Origin of the sequence: Enterococcus avium (genome assembly GCF_002891025.1) — a bacterium.
Classification (GTDB): Bacteria; Bacillota; Bacilli; order Lactobacillales; family Enterococcaceae; genus Enterococcus_A; species Enterococcus_A avium.
The window spans coordinates 224,886-245,256 of record NZ_NBSL01000003.1 but is presented as its reverse complement, the minus strand read 5'-3'; the positions used below and the strand labels follow the sequence as shown (position 1 = coordinate 245,256).

Below are 20,371 nucleotides of genomic sequence, written 5' to 3'. Positions count from 1 at the left end.
GGGATGAGTGATTTATGAAAAAATTATTTGGGATTCTACAAAAGGTCGGTAAGTCGTTAATGCTGCCTGTTGCTACTTTGCCGGCTGCTGGGATTTTACTCGCGTTTGGGAATCTGTTCCATCAGGAAACGGTCTTGAACCAATTTCCAGTGTTGCAGGCCGGCTGGTTTCAGATTGTGGCAGATGTAATGGAGCAATCTGGTTCGATTATTTTCGGCAATCTGCCGCTGCTATTTGCAATTGCGGTCTCCATTGGATTAGCTAAAAATGATGGAAGTGCGGCCCTTGCTGGGGTTGTTGGTTACTTGATGATGAACATGGCGATGGGGGCTATTTTAGGAATTACACCAGAAATGGTGGCTGAAAATGGTCAAAAATATGCGACGGTATTAGGGATTCCTACGTTGCAAACGGGTGTCTTTGGCGGGATTATCGCCGGGGTGATTGCATCCAACTGTTTTAATAAGTTCTATAAGATCGAGTTGCCGCCGTATCTAGGCTTCTTTTCAGGGAAACGATTTGTCCCAATGGTAACGGCGGTATTCTCACTGCTGATTGCGGGAGTTTTATGCTTCATTTGGCCGCCGATTCAGGATGGCTTGAATGGTTTTTCTTCGACCGTTATTGAAACGAATCAAACGTTGGCTGTCTTTATTTTTGGAGTAATCGAGCGGGCATTGATTCCCTTTGGTCTTCATCACGTATTTTACGCGCCCTTCTGGTTCCAATTTGGTTCTTATACGTCGACTTCAGGAGCCATTATCCACGGCGATCAGCAAATTTTCTTCCAACAAATGCGTGACGGGGTTGCGCTAACCGCTGGAGCCTTCATGACAGGGAAATTCCCATTCATGATGTTTGGCTTGCCAGCTGCTGCCTATGCTATGTATAAGGAAGCAAAACCAGAAAGAAAAGTGTTAGCAAGTGGGATTTTACTATCAGGAGCCTTAACCGCCTTCTTAACAGGGATTACGGAACCATTAGAGTTTTCTTTCCTATTCATCGCACCGGCTTTGTACGGTATTCATTGTTTATTAGCCGGAGTTTCATTTGCGATGATGAATATTTTAGGGGTAAAAATCGGGATGACCTTATCTGGCGGGTTAATTGATTTCATTCTCTTTGGTGTTTTAGTCAATCGTACCTCTTGGTGGTTGGTGATTCCGGTTGGTTTAGTCTTTGCGGTTATTTATTATTTTGTCTTCAGATTTGTGATCGTCAAGCTGAATTTGCCAACCCCTGGTCGTGAGGAAAATGTTGACGACGAAGAGGCCGCGGCTGTTTCCTCTGGCGGCAATCTTGTGGTCAGCTGGAAAATCATTGATGCATTAGGCGGCAAAGCCAATCTTAAATCGGTGGAAGCCTGTATCACGCGGTTAAGAACCGTATTGGTGGATAACTCGATTGTGGATGAAGAGATGTTAAAAAAATTAGGCGCAGTGGGTGTCGTGCACGTTGGCGATGGCTTCCAAGCGATTTTCGGCGCAAAATCAGATATTTATGCGACAACTATCAATGAAATCATCGATTCGAATATGGAACGACCTGCTGAAATTGATTTGGAGAAGACGATTACTGTGGAGGAGCCGTTAGAAATCAAGCTGGATGACGCCTGTGCGAATATTAAAGAAAAAGTTGTTTCACCAGTAGCTGGAAAAATCGTTCCCATGAGTGAAGTACCAGATCCAGTCTTTTCACAAAAAATGATGGGCGATGGATTTGCCGTTATTCCAGAAGATAATGTGATTGTATCACCGATTGATGGAACGGTTGTCAATGTCTTCCCAACGGAACACGCGGTAGGCTTAGCAACTGATTGCGGCATTGAATTGATCGTGCATGTTGGTCTGGATACGGTCGCGCTTAAAGGCGAAGGCTTCCAAGTGATGGTCAATGAAGGAGACCAAATTCATAAAGGCCAACGCTTGTTCATTGTTGACTTTGACTATTTGAAAGAGCAAGGGAAAAACACCATGACGATTGTTGCCTTTACCAATCTAGCGAATAAAGAGATCAAAATTGTCTCCGGAGATTCGGTTTCTTCCAGTCAAGCGGCGATTGTTGATTTAGCGTAAAGCAAGGAGTGACTTTAAAATGTACATGGTATTTGATATTGGTGGAACATTTGTAAAATATGCAATTTTAGATAGGTCTGGAAATAACTTCATTCAAGGGAAATTTCAAACGCCGCTTTCATTTTCCCCATAATAAACACCCCTAACTAGGACGTAATTATTTCCTTGTCCTCGTTAGGGGTTAATTTATCAGATTAAGATGATTTGGCTTCATTCAATGTATTTTCACGATAGAAAAACTATTGTATTACATTTAGATGGTACAAAACAAAAGGTGATTTATGAAATTTGTATAATCTCTCAGAGTCATAGAAGACTGAGCGATTTTAATCAACGAGGCACAATCAGCTTGTGTTTCATTGATTAAGGTTAATATGTTCTGATTTCTGGAGGTGTGTAATTTTTTATAAATTGATCGATTTCCTTTAATGAAACAGAAAATAGCGTCTTGGCTCTGTCTGCTTCAGTAAGAAATTCGTTTTCCACCATATTATCAAATAGATTCTTCAATGGATTATAAAATCCACTTTCATTGAACATAATACATGGATTTGGATTTTGACCAATCCTTGACCACGAAATCATTTCTGTAATTTCTTCCAATGTTCCTGGCCCGCCTGGTAAAGCTATGCAGGCATCTCCTAGAGTGAACATTTTTTGCTTTCTTTCAGCCATATTTGCAACGGTATACATTTTGGTCAACTTAGGGTGAGCCAATTCTCTTTCCATTAAAAATGTGGGCATTACACCGATAGCAGTTCCATTTTTATCAAGCACCGCATCAGCAACAACTCCCATCAATCCAGCTTTTCCACCACCATATACTAACGAATGACCTTGATCAGCGATCCATCCCCCTAAGTTCTCAGCGGTTTTCTGAAAGATTGGGTCTTTCCCCGTATTAGCTCCACAATAAACGATGATATTCAAATATTTCCCCTCTTTCTTTCATAGTTAGTTTAGTGTACCATAGAAAAGAGAACTTATGTTCCTAAAAAAGGAGGTTATAGATTGGAATTAAGAAAGTATCAATCATGGATCAGTGAATTTTATAAAAAAAGAAATTGGTATCAATATGATCCATTTATTCGCTCTAATTTTTTATCCGAAGAAGTCGGGGAAGTCTGCCGCGCAATTCGAGCTATTGAAATCGGCCGTGATCGTCCTGATGAACAACAAGCTGGCTATCAAGAATCTCTTGAAAATTTGACAGAGGAGCTGGGAGACGTTCTTGATAACTTATTAATTATTGCGGATAAATACAACATTTCTTTTGATGAAATCATGACTACCCATAAGAAAAAATTAGAACAGCGATATAATCATAAGTAAAGGCATTTTTAGTCATAATGCTCGCACGCCTTATTTAGTGAACCGAACAGGAAATCTGATGGTCCTCAAAGATCGCTTTAAAGTAATCCAAATCTTCCGTATGAAGCTGAGGGATATCGTGCATCGTGTACTCTCTCTCAAGGTATTCGTATTTTTTTTCTCCAAACTGATGAAAAGGCAGCAGCTCGACCGTAGTGATCCCCATCTGATTAAATAGTTGAGCAAAGGCTTCGGCATTTTCCTCTCCGTCATTATAGTTCGGGATGACCGGAATTCTTACTACTAAATTGGGATGCTCGTTGAGGGCGTAGGTTAAATTATTTAAGATAGGCTTCAACGACACACCCGTTCCTCTTTTATGTTCGTCTTCATCGTGGTGCTTCACATCAAAGTAGAGAATGTCGACTTGCTCGATATATTTTTTAAAGACTTCAGCTCGAGCGAATCCCGTCGTCTCACTAGCGGTATGAATGCCTTTCTCCTTTAATTGTCTAAGTAATTCGGTAGCGAACTCTGCCTGATAAAGGACTTCGCCGCCAGATAAGGTGACACCGCCGCCGGATTCTTCATAGAATGGTTCGTCCTTCATCACTTCCTCAATGATTTCGTCTAAGGTTTTGTATTCACCTACAGTAGTGACAGCTTTTTTTTGGTTATCCCACATATTTTCTGGTTTGCCGTCCTGAGACTCCGGATTTGAACACCAGTAGCATTTCAATGGGCAGCCTTTGAAAAATACGACGGTTCGGATACCAGGGCCGTCATGAATACTAAATTTTTGGATATTAAAGATACAGGCTTTGTCTTTCATGGTAAGACTCCTTTCCTAACTCACTTGTATTTTAACAAATAATATTGTATTCGTAAATACAATATATTACGTACGAAACATAATGATTTTAAAATATTGTTGCGTGATAGGAAATATGGTAATCTAAGAGGGATAAAGGAGGTTCACTATGACAAGAGAAGAGGAAATTATTTCGATAGTAAGTCAAAAGAAAAAAATTGAAGTAAATGAACTTTCGGAATTATTAAACGTATCCAAAGTAACCATCAGAAAAGATCTGGATAAATTAGAATCACGAGGCCTTTTGCATCGCCAGCATGGGTTTGCTTTATTGAATAATATGGATGATATTAACTATAGATTGGCTCAAAATTACGATTTAAAACGAAAAATCGCCTTAGAGGCAAGTAAGATCGTTAATGACGGCGACGTGATCATGATCGAATCTGGATCCACTTGTGCGTTGTTGGCAGAAGAGTTGGCTTTCAATCGAAACGACATTACGATCATTACGAATTCATGCTTTATTGCTTCCTATATAAGGAAAGCGGATTCGGTGAAGGTGATCTTAATCGGCGGCGAGTATCAAAAGGAATCTCAGGTGAACGTAGGGCCGCTGGTAAAACAGGTAATTAGCGAATTTTACGTCGATAAGCTATTTGTTGGCATTGATGGCTTTGATTTGAAGCGGGGATTTACTGGCAGTGATATCACGAGATGCGACACGACGAGAACCTTAGCAACCGCGGCAAAGCACACGATTGTCTTAACGGATTCCAGCAAATTTACTCAAAATGGCGTGGTATCTGAATTTGGATTTAATGAGATCAGCAAGATTTTTACCGATGATGGGATTGAAGAAGCAACACGCACTTTCCTGAATAAAAATAAAATCGATGTCGTCACAGTGAAGTAATGGATTACCTTTAAAGAGAATTGCACATTTGTGCAATTCTCTTTTTTCTTTTTTTGTTCTGGATTCATATTGACGTATTTTACCAGTGCATGGTATCATAACTTCGAAAGAACAATAAAATGGTTACGAACGAAACAGGAGGGCTTGATATGAGTATTCAAACAAAAGAACGTGAAGGTACGAACAGTCAACCGTATTTTGGTCATTTAACAAATCGTATGAACGAGTATCGGGAATCTGTACTGAACAAGAAACCCTATATTTGTGCAGAACGCGCATTATTAGCTACTGAAGCCTATAAGGAAAATCAACATCAGACAAATGTCATGAAACGGGCATTGATGTTAAAAAACATTCTAGAAAAAATGTCGATTTACATTGAAGATGAAACCTTGATCGTCGGAAATCAAGCAGCCTCCAACAAGGATGCACCGATTTTCCCAGAATATACGATGGAATTCGTTTTAAATGAACTTGATCTATTTGAAAAACGTGATGGCGACGTCTTCTATATAACTGAAAAGACCAAAGAGGATTTACGTTCGATTGCGCCTTTCTGGGAAAACAATAATTTACGAGCAAAAGCGGGCTGCTTACTGCCTGATGAAGTTTCTGTATTTATGGAAACGGGCTTCTTCGGAATGGAAGGAAAGATGAATTCTGGCGATGCCCACCTAGCCGTGGATTATCGGACTGTTTTAGAAGTTGGCTTGGAAGGCTATCGCAAACGGACCTTGCAAGAAAAGGCGAACCTAGATCTGACAGAGCCGGAAAGCATTGATAAATACCAATTTTACAATGCGATTTTGATTGTATTAGATGCTGTTCAAACCTACGCAGAACGTTTCTCTGCCTTAGCAAAACAGCTGGCCGAAACAGCGACACCGGAAAGAAAAGCGGAGCTGTTAGAGATTAGCCGTATTTGTGCAAAGGTTCCCAATCAGCCAGCGGAAACCTTTCAAGAAGCAGTACAATCAGTTTGGTTTATTCAATTGATCTTACAAATTGAATCAAATGGTCATTCGCTTTCTTACGGACGCTTCGATCAATATATGTATCCATATTTGAAGTCTGATTTAGAAAAAGGCGCCATTACTGAAGCGAAGGCGGTTGAGCTGTTGACCAATCTTTGGATCAAAACATTAACCGTCAATAAAGTAAGAAGTCAAGCCCATACTTTTAGTAGCGCGGGCAGTCCACTTTATCAAAATGTGACCATCGGCGGCCAAACGCGGGATAAGAAGGATGCCGTGAATAAGCTTTCTTACCTTGTTCTTCGAAGTGTGGCGCAAACAAAATTGCCGCAACCGAACTTAACGGTTCGTTATCATTCAGGGCTAGATAATAACTTTATGAATGAATGTATCGAGGTGATGAAGTTAGGTTTTGGGATGCCTGCTTTTAACAATGATGAAATCATCATCCCTTCATTTGAAAAAATTGGTGTCACAGAAGAAGATGCCTATGATTATAGTGCAATCGGCTGTGTCGAAACGGCTGTTCCAGGTAAATGGGGCTATCGCTGTACCGGAATGAGCTACATGAACTTCCCTAAAATCTTAATGATTGCGATGAATGACGGGATTGATCCTGTTTCAGGCAAACGTTTTGTTAAAGGTTATGGTCATTTCAAAGAGATGAAGTCCTTTGAAGAGCTGCAGGACGCTTGGGATAAAACCGTACGTGAATTAACGCGTATGAGTGTCATCGTAGAAAATGCCATTGATATTGGTCTTGAACGAGAAGTCCCAGATGTTTTGTGTTCTGCACTAACGGAAGACTGTATTGGTCGAGGGAAGACATTGAAAGAAGGCGGAGCCGTTTACGACTTCATTTCAGGCCTTCAGGTTGGGATTGCCAACTTAGCGGATTCTTTAGCAGCAATTAAGAAGCTCGTTTATGAAGAGCAAAAAGTTACGCAAGAAGAACTTTGGGAAGCATTGATGACAGATTATGCCAGTGAACGCAGTCAAGAAATCCAACAAATGATCCTAAACGATGTTCCAAAATATGGGAACGACGATGATTATACCGATCAGTTGGTGACAAAAGCTTATGATAGCTATATCGAAGAAGTCAAAAAATACCCAAGTACCCGTTTTGGCCGCGGACCAATCGGCGGTACGCGTTATTCTGGAACGTCATCGATTTCAGCGAATGTCGGACAAGGGAAAGGAACGATGGCTACACCGGACGGACGTAATGCATGGGTACCTTTGGCTGAAGGCTGTTCACCATCCCATAACATGGATAAAAACGGTCCGACTTCTGTACTTAAATCAGTCTCTAAGCTACGAACAGAGGAAATCATTGGCGGCGTCTTACTAAATCAAAAAGTCAATCCTCAAACGTTAGCCAAAGAAGAAGATAAGCAAAAATTGATCATGCTGCTGCGGGCATTCTTTAATAAATTACACGGATACCACATTCAATACAATGTCGTTTCTAGAGAAACATTGATCGATGCGCAAGAACATCCAGAAAAACATCGTGACTTAATCGTTCGCGTTGCCGGCTATTCTGCCTTCTTCAATGTCTTATCAAAAGCAACCCAAGATGACATTATTGAACGGACTGAGCATGTATTGTAAGAGATTCTAGTAAATCTGGGAGACATTGTCTCTCAGGTTTATTTTAGGTTTAACCGTAAATGAAAGTTATCTATTAAAAAAGGAATTCATGTTAGGTATAGCTGAAAATGATCACCGACTCAATTAATAGATTCAAAATCCTTTACATATTTACACATCGCCGTTCTTCATGCTATCTTTATTGAAAACTCATATAAAAACTGTTCGAAGTTTGTCGGCTAAGATAATCCAATGCTTTTCTATCCATGTTCACTTTATTCAGGTGTCAATATAAATAACAACTAGGAGGCTGTTCCGATGACAGGATTGGTAGAGGGATTTTTAAAGAAGACAGAGGAAAAGAACCTGTATGTTACTGCTGCTCAGATTCGAAAAGAGGGTCAAGTGATTGATGAATGGGCGAGAATTCCAGGGAAGCCAAGATTTGAAGCATATTCTATTTCGAAAACATTTGCGGCGGCAGGTGTTGGGATTGCTATAAAAGAAGGGCTGATTACTTTAGACGATCGAATTGTTGATAGTTTTCCGGAAGAGAGCTATGATCTCATAAATGAAAACGCTTTAAAAATAACGGTTAGAGATTTATTGACGATGACTTCGGGTGTGAGTGAACGAATGCTTCGCAGGGCTGGATATGAGCGAAAGTATGAACGAGATTGGGTACGCTATTTTTTTAAGCATGCGCCATTTCTTAACGAGCCGGGGACGACTTTTCTGTATAGCAACGCAAACGCCTATATCTTAGGCTGTTTAATCGAAAAGAAATCGGGTCAGAATCTGCGAGAGTATTTGAGGTATCGACTTTTTGAACCTTTAGAGATTCACAATGTCGAATGGACCAGCTGTCCGATGGGGCACACGATCGCGGCCAATGCGCTGCAGCTAAGTGTGGATGAGGTTGGGAATTTTGGTCAACTTTTACTAAATAAGGGAGTATACAAGGGGAAACGCATTTTGCCGGAGGCGTTTATTGATGACATGCTTATTCCACATTATGAAAGCACCGAGTTTGTGCCTAACGATCCTCCGCTTAAGGCAAGCTACGGTTATCAAATATGGATTGATGAGGCCAATGATCTGGTATTTATGTGGGGGATTCTCGGGCAATATTGCATTTTGATCCCTAAGAAGAATGTAGTGATTAGCGTGTTATCCTTGGAACCCACAGATGAAATGGGACACGAGCTGTATCCTTTGTCGCCGCTTCGTCAGATAATATGGAAAGAATTGGTTATGAAAGTGTGATGTAAATACTTGGAGTAACAATAGAACGTGATTGATTCGTTAAGACTATTTTATTCTCTTTCGTAATTCGTCCAATGAAAGTCCAAGTATTATAATAAAAAAATGATGGCAGCATACCGTTCTGGTGTATGCTGCTATTTTTTATTATCCAATTATTCTCCATTTCTATATTGACATAAAATAAAAACCTGCTAAACTTGGCTTATGGATAATTAATCCATAATTGATAAAAACGGAGGATAATTTTTTATGGAGAAGCTGAATGTTGCAGTTATTGGTGTTGGGATTTATGGGATTCATCATGTGGATGTGTACAAGCAAAATCCATTTGTAGAGTTGACTGCTGTTTGTGATTTCAGTGCAGATATTCGAAAAATGGCGGAAGAGAAGTATGGTGTAAGGACGTATGAAACTGTCGAGGAATTGTTAGCAAACGAGAAATTGGATGCGGTTTCAATTGCGACACCTGATCATCTTCATGTGGAGCCAGCGCTGGCGTGTATCAATCATGGGCTAGATGTATTGATTGAAAAGCCATTAGCCATAACGGTGGCAGATTGTACAGCAATTAAGGAGGCGGCCGAGAAAAATAATGTGCGTGTTGCGGTTGATTTCCATAAACGCTGGGACCCAGCAGCGATTTATACCTTCAATCAATTGAATGAATCTGAAAATGGCTATCCGATTCGCGGGTACATGAACATGGACGATATGATTGATGTACCGACAAAGTGGTTCAAATGGGGGAATTCTTCTGATCCAGTTGACTTTCTGGGAGTTCATTGCGTGGATCTGATGCGTTGGTATATGGGCTGTGAAGTTACCGAAGTTTATTCAGTTGGATCAAAGAAGCTCTTGCCTAGCATGAGAGTCGATACGTATGACAGTGTTCAATCGATGATTACTTTTGAGAACGGTTGCACGTGGATGTTGGAGAATTCTTGGGTTCTGCCATCAGGCTTTGCGAAGGCGAATGATAGTCGAACCTCGATTTTGACTTCAGAAAAATACATTCGCATCAACAATCAGGATCGTGGAGTGGAGATGGTAGACAATGAAAAATCACATACACCGAATGTCTTTTTCTTCAATGATTTCAATAATAAAGTGGTTGGTTTTGGGGCAGACCCAATCAATAGTTTCGTTGATTGCTTGATCGATGGGTCTGATTTTGTGGTAGATGTGTATGATGGATTGCAAGCGGCAAGAGTGACCGAGGCGATTCATAAGAGTTTGGAAATAGGTGACCGAGTGAAACTTTAGTCAAAAAAAGAAAAAAGGAGAGAGGAACGATGGCAAAGCAGAAAATTGTCAGAATAGACTATCGATTGATTCACGGGCAGGTTGTAGCAAAATGGATCAAGTATTATCCAGTGAATCGGATCATTGTCGCCGATGACGAATTGAAAAATGATGCGTTCATGTGCGATATCTACAAAATGGCTGCCCCAGGAAATGAAGTGGAGATCGTTGCTTTAGCGGAATTGCAGGCAGCACTGGATAAGAAAAATGATGATGTCATGCTGATCTTCAGAGACATTAAAAATGCGAAGCAGGCATTAGATAGTGGAGTGAGTCTGTCGGAACTAAATGTTGGGGCGGTTCAGACTGGAAAGGGCCGTCAATTCGTGACATCAGGTGTGGCCTTATCCAAAGAGGAGTTTGATTGTTTACAGGAAATTCAACAAACAGGCTTGAAGGTATATATTCAGCCAATTCCTGAAAATGAAAAACTATCGTTAGAAAGTATTGCGAATAAAATCAAGTAGGCAGGATGTCCGTTCCACTGCTTCAGTAATTTTTCATTTTAGTGGAGTGAGATATGTGGTGAAAATCACACCTATTTTCCTGAAAAATAAAATCAGTAGGAGGAATTACTATGGATAATAGTGTAATGATGGCTGTTGCAATGGCGCTGGTTTATTGGTTAAGTCGCGGAATGATCGGGGGATATTTCGCGCTGTTTTTCATTGGAAATCCAATCTTCATCGGGATTATTTCTGGCTTGATTTATGGGGATGTCAAATCGGGGCTGATGATTGGCGGAGGGATCGCGGCTGTATTTGCGGGGATTATTGCTCCGGGAGGCAATCTGCCGACGGATCAAGGGATGGCCGCGGCCACTATGATTCCTATCGCTTTAAATACCGGTTTATCTGTGGAACAGGCGATCGCCTTTGCTGTTCCGTTAGGTCTTTTGGGCGCGCAATTATTGAATTTACGTAAAATCATCAATGTTCCTTTGGTTCATAAGGCCGATGAATATGCTGAAAAGGTGGACACAAAGGGAATCGCTCGAGCAGCAATCTGGTATCCGGTGGCGACTTCTTTCTTATTATTGTTTTTACCTGTTTTTATCGTTGTATTGTTTGGTCAAGATGTGATGCTGAATCTTTTAGAAGTCGTTCCAGAATGGATCATGCATGGACTAGAGGTTGCCGGCGGAGTCTTACCAGCGGTTGGGTTTGCGCTAATCATTAATTCAATTGGAAAACCGCGGCTGATCCCTTATATTATTATCGGTTTTGTCTGTGTTTCTGTGTTAGGTATGAATTCTCTAGTAACTGGGATCATTGCGATTTCGATCGCCTTTATTACCGTGCTGAATCGTAAGCAGCTGTCTGAGCTAATGGGAGGGTAAGAAAATGGAAAAGAATGAAAAGAAACTGACGCGTTCAGATATTAACAAAACGATGTTCCGCTGGTATTTTTCAACAGAGATCTCCTTGAACTATGAAAGAATGCAGTCCATTTCCTTTACGTATGCGTTAATGCCTGTATTACAAAAGCTGTATGATACAAAAGACGACCTAAAGCAGGCTTTGCAGCGGCATTTGGCTTTGTACAACACGAATTGTACGGCTGGAGGATTGATCTTAGGAACGGTTCTTGCGATGGAAGAAGAAAAGGCCAATGAAGGAACCATCTCAGATGAGGCAATTATTGGGATTAAAACAGGATTGATGGGTCCGGTTGCGGCTTTTGGGGATTCATTCAGTGCAGGCACGTTGCAAACACTTTGTATTTTAGCGGCGAGTACCTTGGCGGCGGGCGGGTCATTTTTTGGTTTGCTAATGCTGTTTTTAGGGAATTTTATTTTGATGTGCGAGCTTGTTTTGACGACGAATCTTACCTATATTAAAGGTCGTGAGGCCATCAAGGATGTTTTGTCCTCTCGCTTGATGACTGACGTACTGGAGGGTGCGAATATTCTGGGCATGATGATGATGGGGGCATTGACTGCTTCGATGGTCACATTGGTTACACCATTAGCGGTGACTTTTGGTGAGACGAAAATGAAGATTCAAGATAATTTTGACAATCTGATCCCAGGACTCTTCGCCATTTTGGTCTTGTTTTTATTTTACTTCTTGATTGGGAAGAAAAAAGTCAGCATTTCTAAAGTTATTTTCGGAACCATTATCGTATCGATCGCGCTATCATTCTTTGGAATCGTATAGGGAAAGGAATTGTGTCTATGAAGGGAATTTTATTAGTCAGTCATGGCGGATTGGCTGAGGGCATGAGAGAATCGCTAGAATTGTTTTCAGGCAAATTAGAGCAATTAGCTGCTTTATCGTTATCCGCTGGGCAGGACATTTCGGAATTTAATGAACAATTAGTGCAAAAAATTGCTTCTGTTGATTCAGGAGACGGTGTGGTCGTTTTTTGTGATCTTGCCTTTGGGACGCCGGCGAATGTGGTGGCACGCTTGCTGACCGACCCCAAATATAAGGGGAAACTTCAGATCGTCACTGGAATGAATCTGCCGATGGTTTTAGAATATAGCCAATTAAGGGCGGAAACAATTGATTTTAATGATATGATTAAGGTAGGAAAAGATGGTATCATAAATTTGAATGAAAGCCTAAATCTGTGAGGAAAATATAACTGTTAAAGGAACGAACACAATGAATGCTGTTGATATGATAAACAAACATTATGACGAATTAACCAAATCTGAGCGAAAAGTGGCGGACTATATCGTTTCAAACAAAGACAAGGTCATTCACAACACGATCAGTGATTTGAAGCAGCTCTTGAATGTTGGCGATGCTACGATCAATCGACTTTGTAAAAAAGTGGGCTTTTCCGGCTTTACTGACTTAAAAATCTCGATTGCTAAAAACAATGTCAAGCTGGAGCATGACAGCTTCAATAACACCGACCTGTTGAACAAAATCAAAGAAACTCTGGACAGAACCCATGAGCTAATTGACAAAAATGACTATCGCGAAGTCGTCCGTTTAATCGAAGAGAAACGCCATATTTATATTTTAGGCAAAGGTCAAAGTGGCTTAGCGGCAACGGATTTGGAGAAATTACTTCTAAGAAATGGTGTACAATCAACAGCCCTGTTAGATTCGGATTTTCAAATCAATGCGGCAACGGTAATGACGTCAGATGATCTGCTTATCGTTTTTTCTTTAACCGGCAGAACAGCGGATCTCATTGATGCGATCAACATCGCTAAAGAAAACAACGTAACAGTTATCGGCATTACCAATTATTTGCTATCTCCTATTGCGAAGCTGAGCAATGTCGTGCTGCAAAGCTCTTACGATGAGTTGTTCAATTCACCGGTACCCGGGAGAATGAGCCAGATGTATATCTCTGGATTGATCGTTGATATTTACGAAAACAATCAACACGCTTCAAGAAGCATCGAAATCAGAGAAAAAACACTCAAAAGAATCATGAGCAGACGAGTAGAGGAGTAAAAGTATTTGTTGTTTTCTATAGAAAAATTTTCTATTTGTGAAGTTGCTTTAGTTGAGCCTAATCATCTTAATTGATGGTTGGGCTGTTTTGTTATGAACAGAAAAGGTTAATCCTTTGCCTTCAGAGAACGGGAAGAGCCCTCCAAAAACCAAGAGTACATTGTTACCTATTCTAATGACGAAGCGGAGTATTACGAAAAAGACGAAGTTACTAAGTGTGCTTTGTTTTGACAAAATATGAATTGCTTCTTAATATAGAGAAGGACGTATTTATACATAACACGAAAATACGCGGCGGCGGTTTGTTTATTTCTATGGCTACATTGTTTGAGTAGCTATAGAATAAGCAAATTGCGGCTGTTTTTATTGTGAAAGGAGTCTTGTTATGCTATCAAAAATAAAATCCTTGGTGGTTTTGTTTGTCGGAATTAGCCTGATGTCAATCGGGATCGCATTAGCGAAGCTTGCCCAATTAGGCACCTCGCCAATTTCTAGTATTCCCAATGTGATGAGTTATATCACACCACTATCGATTGGAAACTTGACGATGATTTTCATGGTCTTGATGATTTTTTTGCAAATGGTCATCTTACGTGAGGTAAATCTTCCTATTATCTTGCAAATCGTACCAGGTCTCGCCTTTGGTGGGTTGATCGATGTCTTTGTGGATGTATTTACTAACTTGGGTTTGCCGACACTTATGGGACATTACTTGGAGCAATTGGCATTTACATTGCTTGGAATGGTGGTGCTGTCTCTGGGTGTGTTTTTTGAAGTCAATTCGCGGTCTATTTTGATGCCAGGAGAAGGACTGGTGGTCGCTCTGACCTTGCGCACGAAGAAACCTTTCGGCAAATTAAAGATGTATACAGATTTAACGATGGTGGCAGTAGCACTAGTGATCTCACTGCTTTATTTTCAAGGACTTGTCGGGATTCGAGAAGGAACGATCATTGCGGCGCTCTTTACAGGTAGATTAGTGACCCTTTATAGTCCGTTGATTCCTTGGGTGGATCGTTTTACGACAAAATAAACCGTGTTTAAAAATGAAAGTTATCGAAATTCTTTCTTTAGAGAGGGCATTTTATTTTGATATTCATAGTGATGAGCCGTTGCGTGACGAACAACGGCTCATTGCTATTTTTTATTAAATCCCGCACTTTACAACACCTTCTGCAATAGCAAGATCGTCCCAATAACAATCACAAAACCGATCGTTGCGATGGCTGTCAATGACGTATGAAAAATCGGGACGGACAAAACGGTCGCAAAGATTGGCTCGAAGGCAGTCAAAATGCTGGCTAGGGATGACGAGATGTATTTCAAGCTGGACAGGTAAATGAAATAAGAAACAGCGGTTCCTAAAATGACTACGATCAAGATATGGAGCAGCGAAAGAAGCGAAAGCTCTCCGGTATAGCGAAAAAATGGCTGGATCAGATTTGCGGGTACACTTCCCAGCAGCATACCCCAGCCTACGACTAAGAGACTGCCGTATTTTTTTAGCAGATTACGGGGCTGGACGGAATAAAACGCTAAAGAAATCGCCGAACCGATACCCCAAAGCAAGGAGGCCGGAGTGACTGTCAATTGAGCAATATTTCCGTTTGAGACGATCATGAAGACGCCAATGAGTGTCAGTAGCATCAGCAGTAAAGTCTTTTTGTTAGGTATCTGTTTATTTTTCATGGCCTCATAAATGATGATAAAAAATGGGCCTGTATATTGAATAATCGTAGCGAAGGAGGCACTGCTTAGCTCGATCGTCTTGAAATAGGTATATTGAACGGCATACATTCCAAGAATGGAAAAAGTCAGAATCGCGATAAGGTCTTTTTTTTCTCGAAATGGCGCGAAGATTGAAGGCGCGCCCGTAAGTTTGGTAGCAGATAGTAAAAGAAGTCCGGCAATAAACATTCGAGTAGAAACCAACCATTCAGCGGAAAATTGGAAGACATTAAATAGAATTTGTCCGGAAATCCCTGATATTGCCCATAGTGTGGCTGCTAGTCCCGCAAATAGGATGCCTGTGTTCTTTTCTGCTAATTTCATACTGTTCTCCTTTAATTTACCAATAGTGTTGTGATACTGTATTATAGAACGTTGTATTTTTGACTTTCTATCAAAATAAAGACTATTTTTATCATTATTGTGTAAAGGAGCAAGGCGATGTATTTTGAAGTCAATGAAGCTGAGCAGGAGCAGACCGAACACCGAATCGGTGATTTCCCGCTGGCGATCTATCATCGCATTTTAGATCGGACTAGAAATGATGAGCTGATGTGGCACTGGCATGAAGAATTTCAACTGACCTTCGTTCTTTCCGGAACCTTGGAGCTTTCTGTTGGAAAAGAGACGTATCAGATCCATGAAAAGAGTGGGATCATTATTAATTCACGAAGGCTGCATCACGCGGTTCCCTTAACTGAAACGGCAGAATATGTGTGCATTGATTTTTCTTCTCATTTTCTGAATGAACAATTGTATCAATCGACCATCAAACCTTTGCAAGACAAACAGAATTTTATCTGCCGGCTATTAACACTTGCGCCTCATCAGCAGGCAATTTTACAAGAGATCGCAGAGACTCCTCAAGCCTATAACTTTCTAAAAATCTATGAACTAATCCTCAGCTGTCTAAATGAGATCGGCAATTCGCCTGCCTCTTCAGAAAAGAAGGAGGATCAGGATATTTATCAGCTGCTGAATTTTGTCCATCAAAATTTTCAACAAGATATTACAGTGGCGGCGATTGCTCAAGTGATTCCTATCAATAAAAATAAGTGTACGAGTTTGTTTAAGGCCTACACCAATCAATCGCCTATGAACTACACGATTGATTATCGATTGTTGAAGGCGAAAGAACGGCTGTTGGAAACCGAAGAGACAATCTCTGAAATCTGTTTTGCGGTTGGATTTAATAATTTAAGCTACTTCATCGCAAGATTTAAAAAGAAATATGGTTGCAGTCCGAAGCAGTTTCGGAAGAGGTTTGTGGGGGATGTTTGGAATACACCTAAAAATCGCTGAACTAAAGCAGTTCAGCGATTTCTTCGTCTATCACCAGATCCGTAATAAAATTCATCTTAAGCAGTGTTTGGACGCTCTCGGCTTTTTCCTTTCCAGTAGCTACGATGACTACTTGAGGAATTTTCTTGATGTCCTGTAGTTCGATTCCCAGCAGGCGTTGAGAGAAGCCTTTTTTTAACGGGGTGCCGTCTACAGTAAAAATCGTACTGCCGATATCGCCGATGGCGTGCTCGCTTTTCAGCAGCGCTGCTTCTTCTTCGGAAATATATTTCAATTTTTTATAGGTGGAGGAGCGAATAGGATCGCTGACACCTAGGATCGCAAGGTCGACTTTTTTTCCTTCTTCGATGATTTCTTTGATTAACTCTGACTTGAGCAGGGTTTCCTTCACCTCTAAGGTATCGGCAATCGCGGGTGCGTAGAAGTAGGAGACCTCGCTGTTGTATTTTTCAGATAGAACAAAGGCTAAGTGATTGGAATGAAAACGAACCTCTGATAGACCGATACCTCCGATTAGTGGCGTGATTTTCAAATGGTTCAAATTTAATAAATTCGCGTGTTCAACGTATTCATAAAGTGTGGAGCCCCAGCCAATTCCTAATTTATGGATGCTTTTTAGCATGGGCTCGATCAAGTCGGCGCAGAGCTTTCCGGCGGCGGCTTTTTTATCTTTTTGAGATTTTGCCGCGATTTTTACATTGTTTAGCTGATATTTTTCTATCAGTGTTTCCTGCAGCTTCAGTAAGTGCAGCTCATTGTGCTGAATGGTGATCTTGACGATGCCTTTTTCTTTGGCTTCGTGAAGCAGTGAAGCCACCGTTGGCCGGGAAATATTCAGCTTTTTGGCGATTTCACTTTGGGTGGCTTCCTCTTCGTAATAGAGAAGCGCTGTCTTTAACATCAAATTTTCTCGATCAAGCATTGTATCCCTCCTCGTAACATATGTTCCTACAAAATTATTTTTATATCAAATGATATTCGCGGATTCCGTTGACTTTTCCTCTTAATGATACTACAATTTTTACAAAAGTAAATAGTGTTTTGCAAATGTAAAAAGGAGAGGATTCATTTGTTAGTCAATTCCAAGGAAATGCTGTTAAAGGCCAGTAAAGAAGGCTACGCTGTACCTGCTACGAATTTTATCGATCTAGATTCGGCCCGGACATTTGTTACGGTGGCGGAAAAATTAAATAAACCCTTGATGCTGCCGTTTGCCCAAGCCCACAAAGACTTAATTTCGCTAGAAGAGGCGGCGTTAATTGGGAAATACTTGGCGAATAAGGCTTCTGTACCGATCGTCTTGCATTTGGACCATGGCGAAGATTTTGATTTTATTAAACAGGCGATTGATTTAGGCTTTACCTCTGTCATGATTGATGCCTCTAAGGAGAGTCTAGAAAATAATATTGAAATCACCAAAAAAGTAGTGGACTATGCTCAACCAAGAAACGTTACCGTAGAGGCGGAATTGGGGCATGTCGGTGCCGGCACCAATTATGAAAATCATGAAACGACTGATTCTATTTATACAGTGGTCAAGGATGTTCAGACCTTTATCGAGAATACCAATGTCGACTCGCTGGCGATCTCAATTGGAACCGCTCATGGAGCCTACAAGGGAACACCGGTATTGAATTTCGAGCGTTTAGCAGAAATTAAACAGATTACGGATGTTCCGTTGGTTTTACATGGCGGCTCCTCATCTGGCAGCGCGAACCTGAATCGCTGTGCTACCAGCGGCATTGCCAAAATCAATATTTTCACGGATTTTCTAAATGCGGCTTATCAGAAAAATATGGATGGGCAACCAAAGGACTACTTAGAAATGAAACAGCTTTCGAATGAAGCGATGGCTGAAACACTAGAAGCTTGCTATAAGGTTTTTGCGACGAAAAGCGTGAATTAAAAAGGGGGAGCAACGAATGTCTACTAAAATCAAGTCGCCATTTTTCGTATTTAATCCGAAATCTTATTTATACGGCGAAGAATTACTGAAATTGGCGAAACGTGCAGATGAACTGGCTGCGAAATATCCAGAATGTTCGATCTTGGTCACCGTTCCTTTTGCGGATATTGCCCCAGTGAAGCAGGCGACAGAAAAGATCATTGTCACCGCACAGCATATGGATGGGATTTATCCAGGCAGAGGGATCGGGCATGTTTTGCCTGAATCGATTTATCATGCGGGGGCACGGGCTGTTTTCCTAAATCATGCCGAACGGCCAATGACTGTCGCTGCATTAGCTCAGGCCATCAAACGGGCCAAGGAGCTAGGCATTGAAACAATTGTTTGTGCTGATTCTATTCCGGAAGCCCAGGCGGTAACGATGATGGGGGCGGACGTCATTTTGTGTGAGCCGACCGAACTGATCGGAACCGGACAAACAAGTGATCGTGGCTATATCGAACAAACCAATCAGGCAATTAAGGCGATTGATGCGGACAATTTAGTCATGCAGGCCGCTGGAATCAGCACCGCAGACGATGTTTATCGCACAATGGAACTTGGTGCCGATGGGACTGGTTGTACCAGCGGAATCACAAATGCGGATTCGCCGGCAGAGATGCTGACTGATATGATCGAGGCGTTGGCAAAAGCACACAAGGAAAGAGGTTAGACAAGATGACTGTAAAGCATGAACAATTATCACTGGAAACTCAAGCGGGGAAGGTGACGTATTTAGATATTACTCTTCAGCTAAGAAAAGCGATCAAAAATTCTGGCATTCAGGATGGTCTATGCGCCATCACGACTCCTCATACGACGTGTTCAGTGATTTTTGAAGAATACGTTCACGACAAGGATTGGAAGGGTGACGAATTTTTACAGGTTGATCAAAATCGCATTTTAGATAAATTAATCCCACGACAATATACGGAATCGGATTACTTATATCCTGGTCCAGCCCATGTGGAATTTCTCAAAGACTTAGCCGCCAAGGACCCTAATTATCTGCCTGATCCAGTCTCGATTTTAAATGCGGATGCACACATTAAAGGTTCGTTCTTCGGAGCCAGCGAAACGGTCATCATCAAGGATGGCGAACCGTTGATCGGTTCAGTTGGGTATCTGTATTTTGTTGATTGGGATCAAAATCGCGAGCGCACACGCACCTGCAATTTAATGATTATGGGTGAATAAGAAAAGAAGTACAATCGGAGTGGTTTCACTCAGGATTGTACTTCTTTTTTTAACTATTTACTGAGGAAAAAAGCGCTGAATCTCGATTGTCGCAGCTTCCGGAGAATCAGAGGCGTGAATAATATTTTCACTGGCGTTTAGTGCGAAATCTCCGCGAATCGTTCCTGGCGCGGCCTCCAAGGCATTGGTTGTGCCAATCATCGTTCGAACGATCCGAATGACTTCTTTTTGCTCGACAATCATGACAACGACTGGGCCTGAGGTCATATAGGCCAACAGGTCATCAAAGAAGGGCTTATCCTTTAGATGAGCATAATGGGCCTTAACTAATGGGACATCAAGGGTTCTTTGCTGCATTTTCCTGATGATCAAGCCACGATCCTCAAGACGTTGAATAATTCTTCCAATTAGTTTTCTCTTAACGCCATCTGGTTTGATGATTACAACAGTTTGCTCCACGTCTTTCACCTCTTTTTCATCGTTAACATTTTAAACAAAAAGCCAAGATGTGACACCTTGGCTTTTTGTA

21 protein-coding genes are annotated in these 20,371 nt (G+C 41.2%); 16 read left to right on the top strand and 5 right to left on the bottom strand.

The window, feature by feature from the left end; genetic code table 11:
- The first annotated feature begins 14 nt into the window (after nucleotides 1–14).
- Nucleotides 15–2,075 (top strand): glucose-specific PTS transporter subunit IIBC, encoded by a 2,061-nt coding sequence (ptsG, locus tag AUF14_RS16855; protein ID WP_102866228.1) that lies wholly within the window; start codon nucleotides 15–17, stop codon nucleotides 2,073–2,075.
- Between the two features lie 369 nt (nucleotides 2,076–2,444).
- On the opposite strand, the gene AUF14_RS16845 is transcribed toward ptsG, so the two are convergent.
- A complete protein-coding gene (locus tag AUF14_RS16845; protein WP_016178980.1) occupies nucleotides 2,445–3,005 on the bottom strand; it encodes an LOG family protein in 561 nt (186 codons plus the stop codon).
- An 81-nt stretch (nucleotides 3,006–3,086) separates the two neighbouring features.
- On the opposite strand from AUF14_RS16845, the gene AUF14_RS16840 reads away from it, so the two are divergent.
- Nucleotides 3,087–3,407, top strand: a complete 321-nt coding sequence (locus AUF14_RS16840) for a MazG nucleotide pyrophosphohydrolase domain-containing protein (RefSeq protein WP_102866227.1) — start codon at nucleotides 3,087–3,089, stop codon at nucleotides 3,405–3,407.
- Nucleotides 3,408–3,441: 34 nt separating this feature from the next.
- Here AUF14_RS16840 and AUF14_RS16835 read toward each other — a convergent pair whose 3' ends face one another.
- Nucleotides 3,442–4,218 (bottom strand): glycyl-radical enzyme activating protein, encoded by a 777-nt coding sequence (locus AUF14_RS16835; protein ID WP_102866226.1) that lies wholly within the window; start codon nucleotides 4,216–4,218, stop codon nucleotides 3,442–3,444.
- 148 nt (nucleotides 4,219–4,366) lie between these two features.
- Here AUF14_RS16835 and AUF14_RS16830 point away from each other — a divergent pair, with 148 nt between their 5' ends.
- The 10 genes from AUF14_RS16830 (at nucleotide 4,367) to AUF14_RS16785 (ending at nucleotide 14,703) form a co-directional block, all read left to right on the top strand.
- Nucleotides 4,367–5,113, top strand: coding sequence for a DeoR/GlpR family DNA-binding transcription regulator (locus tag AUF14_RS16830; RefSeq protein ID WP_102866225.1), 747 nt, complete (start codon nucleotides 4,367–4,369; stop codon nucleotides 5,111–5,113).
- Between the two features lie 149 nt (nucleotides 5,114–5,262).
- Nucleotides 5,263–7,704, top strand: a complete 2,442-nt coding sequence (locus AUF14_RS16825; RefSeq protein WP_102866224.1) for a glycyl radical protein — start codon at nucleotides 5,263–5,265, stop codon at nucleotides 7,702–7,704.
- A 297-nt stretch (nucleotides 7,705–8,001) separates the two neighbouring features.
- The gene (locus AUF14_RS16820; RefSeq protein WP_102866223.1) at nucleotides 8,002–8,949 is read left to right on the top strand and encodes a serine hydrolase domain-containing protein; all 948 of its coding nucleotides are present in this window, start codon (nucleotides 8,002–8,004) and stop codon (nucleotides 8,947–8,949) included.
- Between the two features lie 249 nt (nucleotides 8,950–9,198).
- On the top strand, nucleotides 9,199–10,212 hold the full coding sequence (locus AUF14_RS16815) for a Gfo/Idh/MocA family protein (RefSeq protein ID WP_102866222.1): 1,014 nt from the start codon (nucleotides 9,199–9,201) through the stop codon (nucleotides 10,210–10,212).
- 29 nt (nucleotides 10,213–10,241) lie between these two features.
- Nucleotides 10,242–10,718, top strand: a complete 477-nt coding sequence (locus AUF14_RS16810) for a PTS sugar transporter subunit IIB (protein WP_102866221.1) — start codon at nucleotides 10,242–10,244, stop codon at nucleotides 10,716–10,718.
- Between the two features lie 110 nt (nucleotides 10,719–10,828).
- On the top strand, nucleotides 10,829–11,590 hold the full coding sequence (locus AUF14_RS16805; protein WP_016178997.1) for a PTS mannose/fructose/sorbose/N-acetylgalactosamine transporter subunit IIC: 762 nt from the start codon (nucleotides 10,829–10,831) through the stop codon (nucleotides 11,588–11,590).
- Between the two features lie 4 nt (nucleotides 11,591–11,594).
- Entirely contained in the window at nucleotides 11,595–12,410 is an 816-nt protein-coding gene (locus AUF14_RS16800) for a PTS system mannose/fructose/sorbose family transporter subunit IID (protein ID WP_102866220.1), read from the top strand.
- A 17-nt stretch (nucleotides 12,411–12,427) separates the two neighbouring features.
- Nucleotides 12,428–12,829, top strand: coding sequence for a PTS sugar transporter subunit IIA (locus tag AUF14_RS16795; RefSeq protein ID WP_102866219.1), 402 nt, complete (start codon nucleotides 12,428–12,430; stop codon nucleotides 12,827–12,829).
- A 31-nt stretch (nucleotides 12,830–12,860) separates the two neighbouring features.
- Nucleotides 12,861–13,670 (top strand): MurR/RpiR family transcriptional regulator, encoded by an 810-nt coding sequence (locus AUF14_RS16790; protein WP_048722226.1) that lies wholly within the window; start codon nucleotides 12,861–12,863, stop codon nucleotides 13,668–13,670.
- Nucleotides 13,671–14,055: 385 nt separating this feature from the next.
- Entirely contained in the window at nucleotides 14,056–14,703 is a 648-nt protein-coding gene (locus AUF14_RS16785) for a YczE/YyaS/YitT family protein (RefSeq protein ID WP_102866218.1), read from the top strand.
- A gap of 128 nt (nucleotides 14,704–14,831) precedes the next feature.
- Here AUF14_RS16785 and AUF14_RS16780 read toward each other — a convergent pair whose 3' ends face one another.
- The gene (locus AUF14_RS16780) at nucleotides 14,832–15,722 is read right to left on the bottom strand and encodes a DMT family transporter (protein WP_102866217.1); all 891 of its coding nucleotides are present in this window, start codon (nucleotides 15,720–15,722) and stop codon (nucleotides 14,832–14,834) included.
- A gap of 117 nt (nucleotides 15,723–15,839) precedes the next feature.
- Between AUF14_RS16780 and AUF14_RS16775 the strand changes: the two genes are divergently transcribed.
- Nucleotides 15,840–16,700, top strand: coding sequence for a helix-turn-helix transcriptional regulator (locus tag AUF14_RS16775; protein ID WP_102866216.1), 861 nt, complete (start codon nucleotides 15,840–15,842; stop codon nucleotides 16,698–16,700).
- A 1-nt stretch (nucleotide 16,701) separates the two neighbouring features.
- On the opposite strand, the gene AUF14_RS16770 is transcribed toward AUF14_RS16775, so the two are convergent.
- Entirely contained in the window at nucleotides 16,702–17,622 is a 921-nt protein-coding gene (locus AUF14_RS16770) for a sugar-binding transcriptional regulator (protein ID WP_070504361.1), read from the bottom strand.
- A gap of 147 nt (nucleotides 17,623–17,769) precedes the next feature.
- Here AUF14_RS16770 and AUF14_RS16765 point away from each other — a divergent pair, with 147 nt between their 5' ends.
- The 3 genes from AUF14_RS16765 to AUF14_RS16755 are packed head-to-tail and all read left to right on the top strand — an operon-like array spanning nucleotide 17,770 to nucleotide 19,842.
- Nucleotides 17,770–18,606 carry a class II fructose-bisphosphate aldolase gene (locus AUF14_RS16765; RefSeq protein WP_102866215.1) on the top strand — a complete coding sequence of 279 codons (837 nt, stop codon included), beginning with the start codon at nucleotides 17,770–17,772 and terminating at the stop codon, nucleotides 18,604–18,606.
- A gap of 16 nt (nucleotides 18,607–18,622) precedes the next feature.
- On the top strand, nucleotides 18,623–19,318 hold the full coding sequence (locus AUF14_RS16760; RefSeq protein ID WP_102866214.1) for a triose-phosphate isomerase: 696 nt from the start codon (nucleotides 18,623–18,625) through the stop codon (nucleotides 19,316–19,318).
- Nucleotides 19,319–19,323: 5 nt separating this feature from the next.
- A complete protein-coding gene (locus tag AUF14_RS16755; RefSeq protein ID WP_102866213.1) occupies nucleotides 19,324–19,842 on the top strand; it encodes a YjbQ family protein in 519 nt (172 codons plus the stop codon).
- Nucleotides 19,843–19,899: 57 nt separating this feature from the next.
- Here AUF14_RS16755 and ndk read toward each other — a convergent pair whose 3' ends face one another.
- Nucleotides 19,900–20,301 (bottom strand): nucleoside-diphosphate kinase, encoded by a 402-nt coding sequence (ndk, locus tag AUF14_RS16750; RefSeq protein WP_102866212.1) that lies wholly within the window; start codon nucleotides 20,299–20,301, stop codon nucleotides 19,900–19,902.
- Nucleotides 20,302–20,371: the final 70 nt, after the last annotated feature.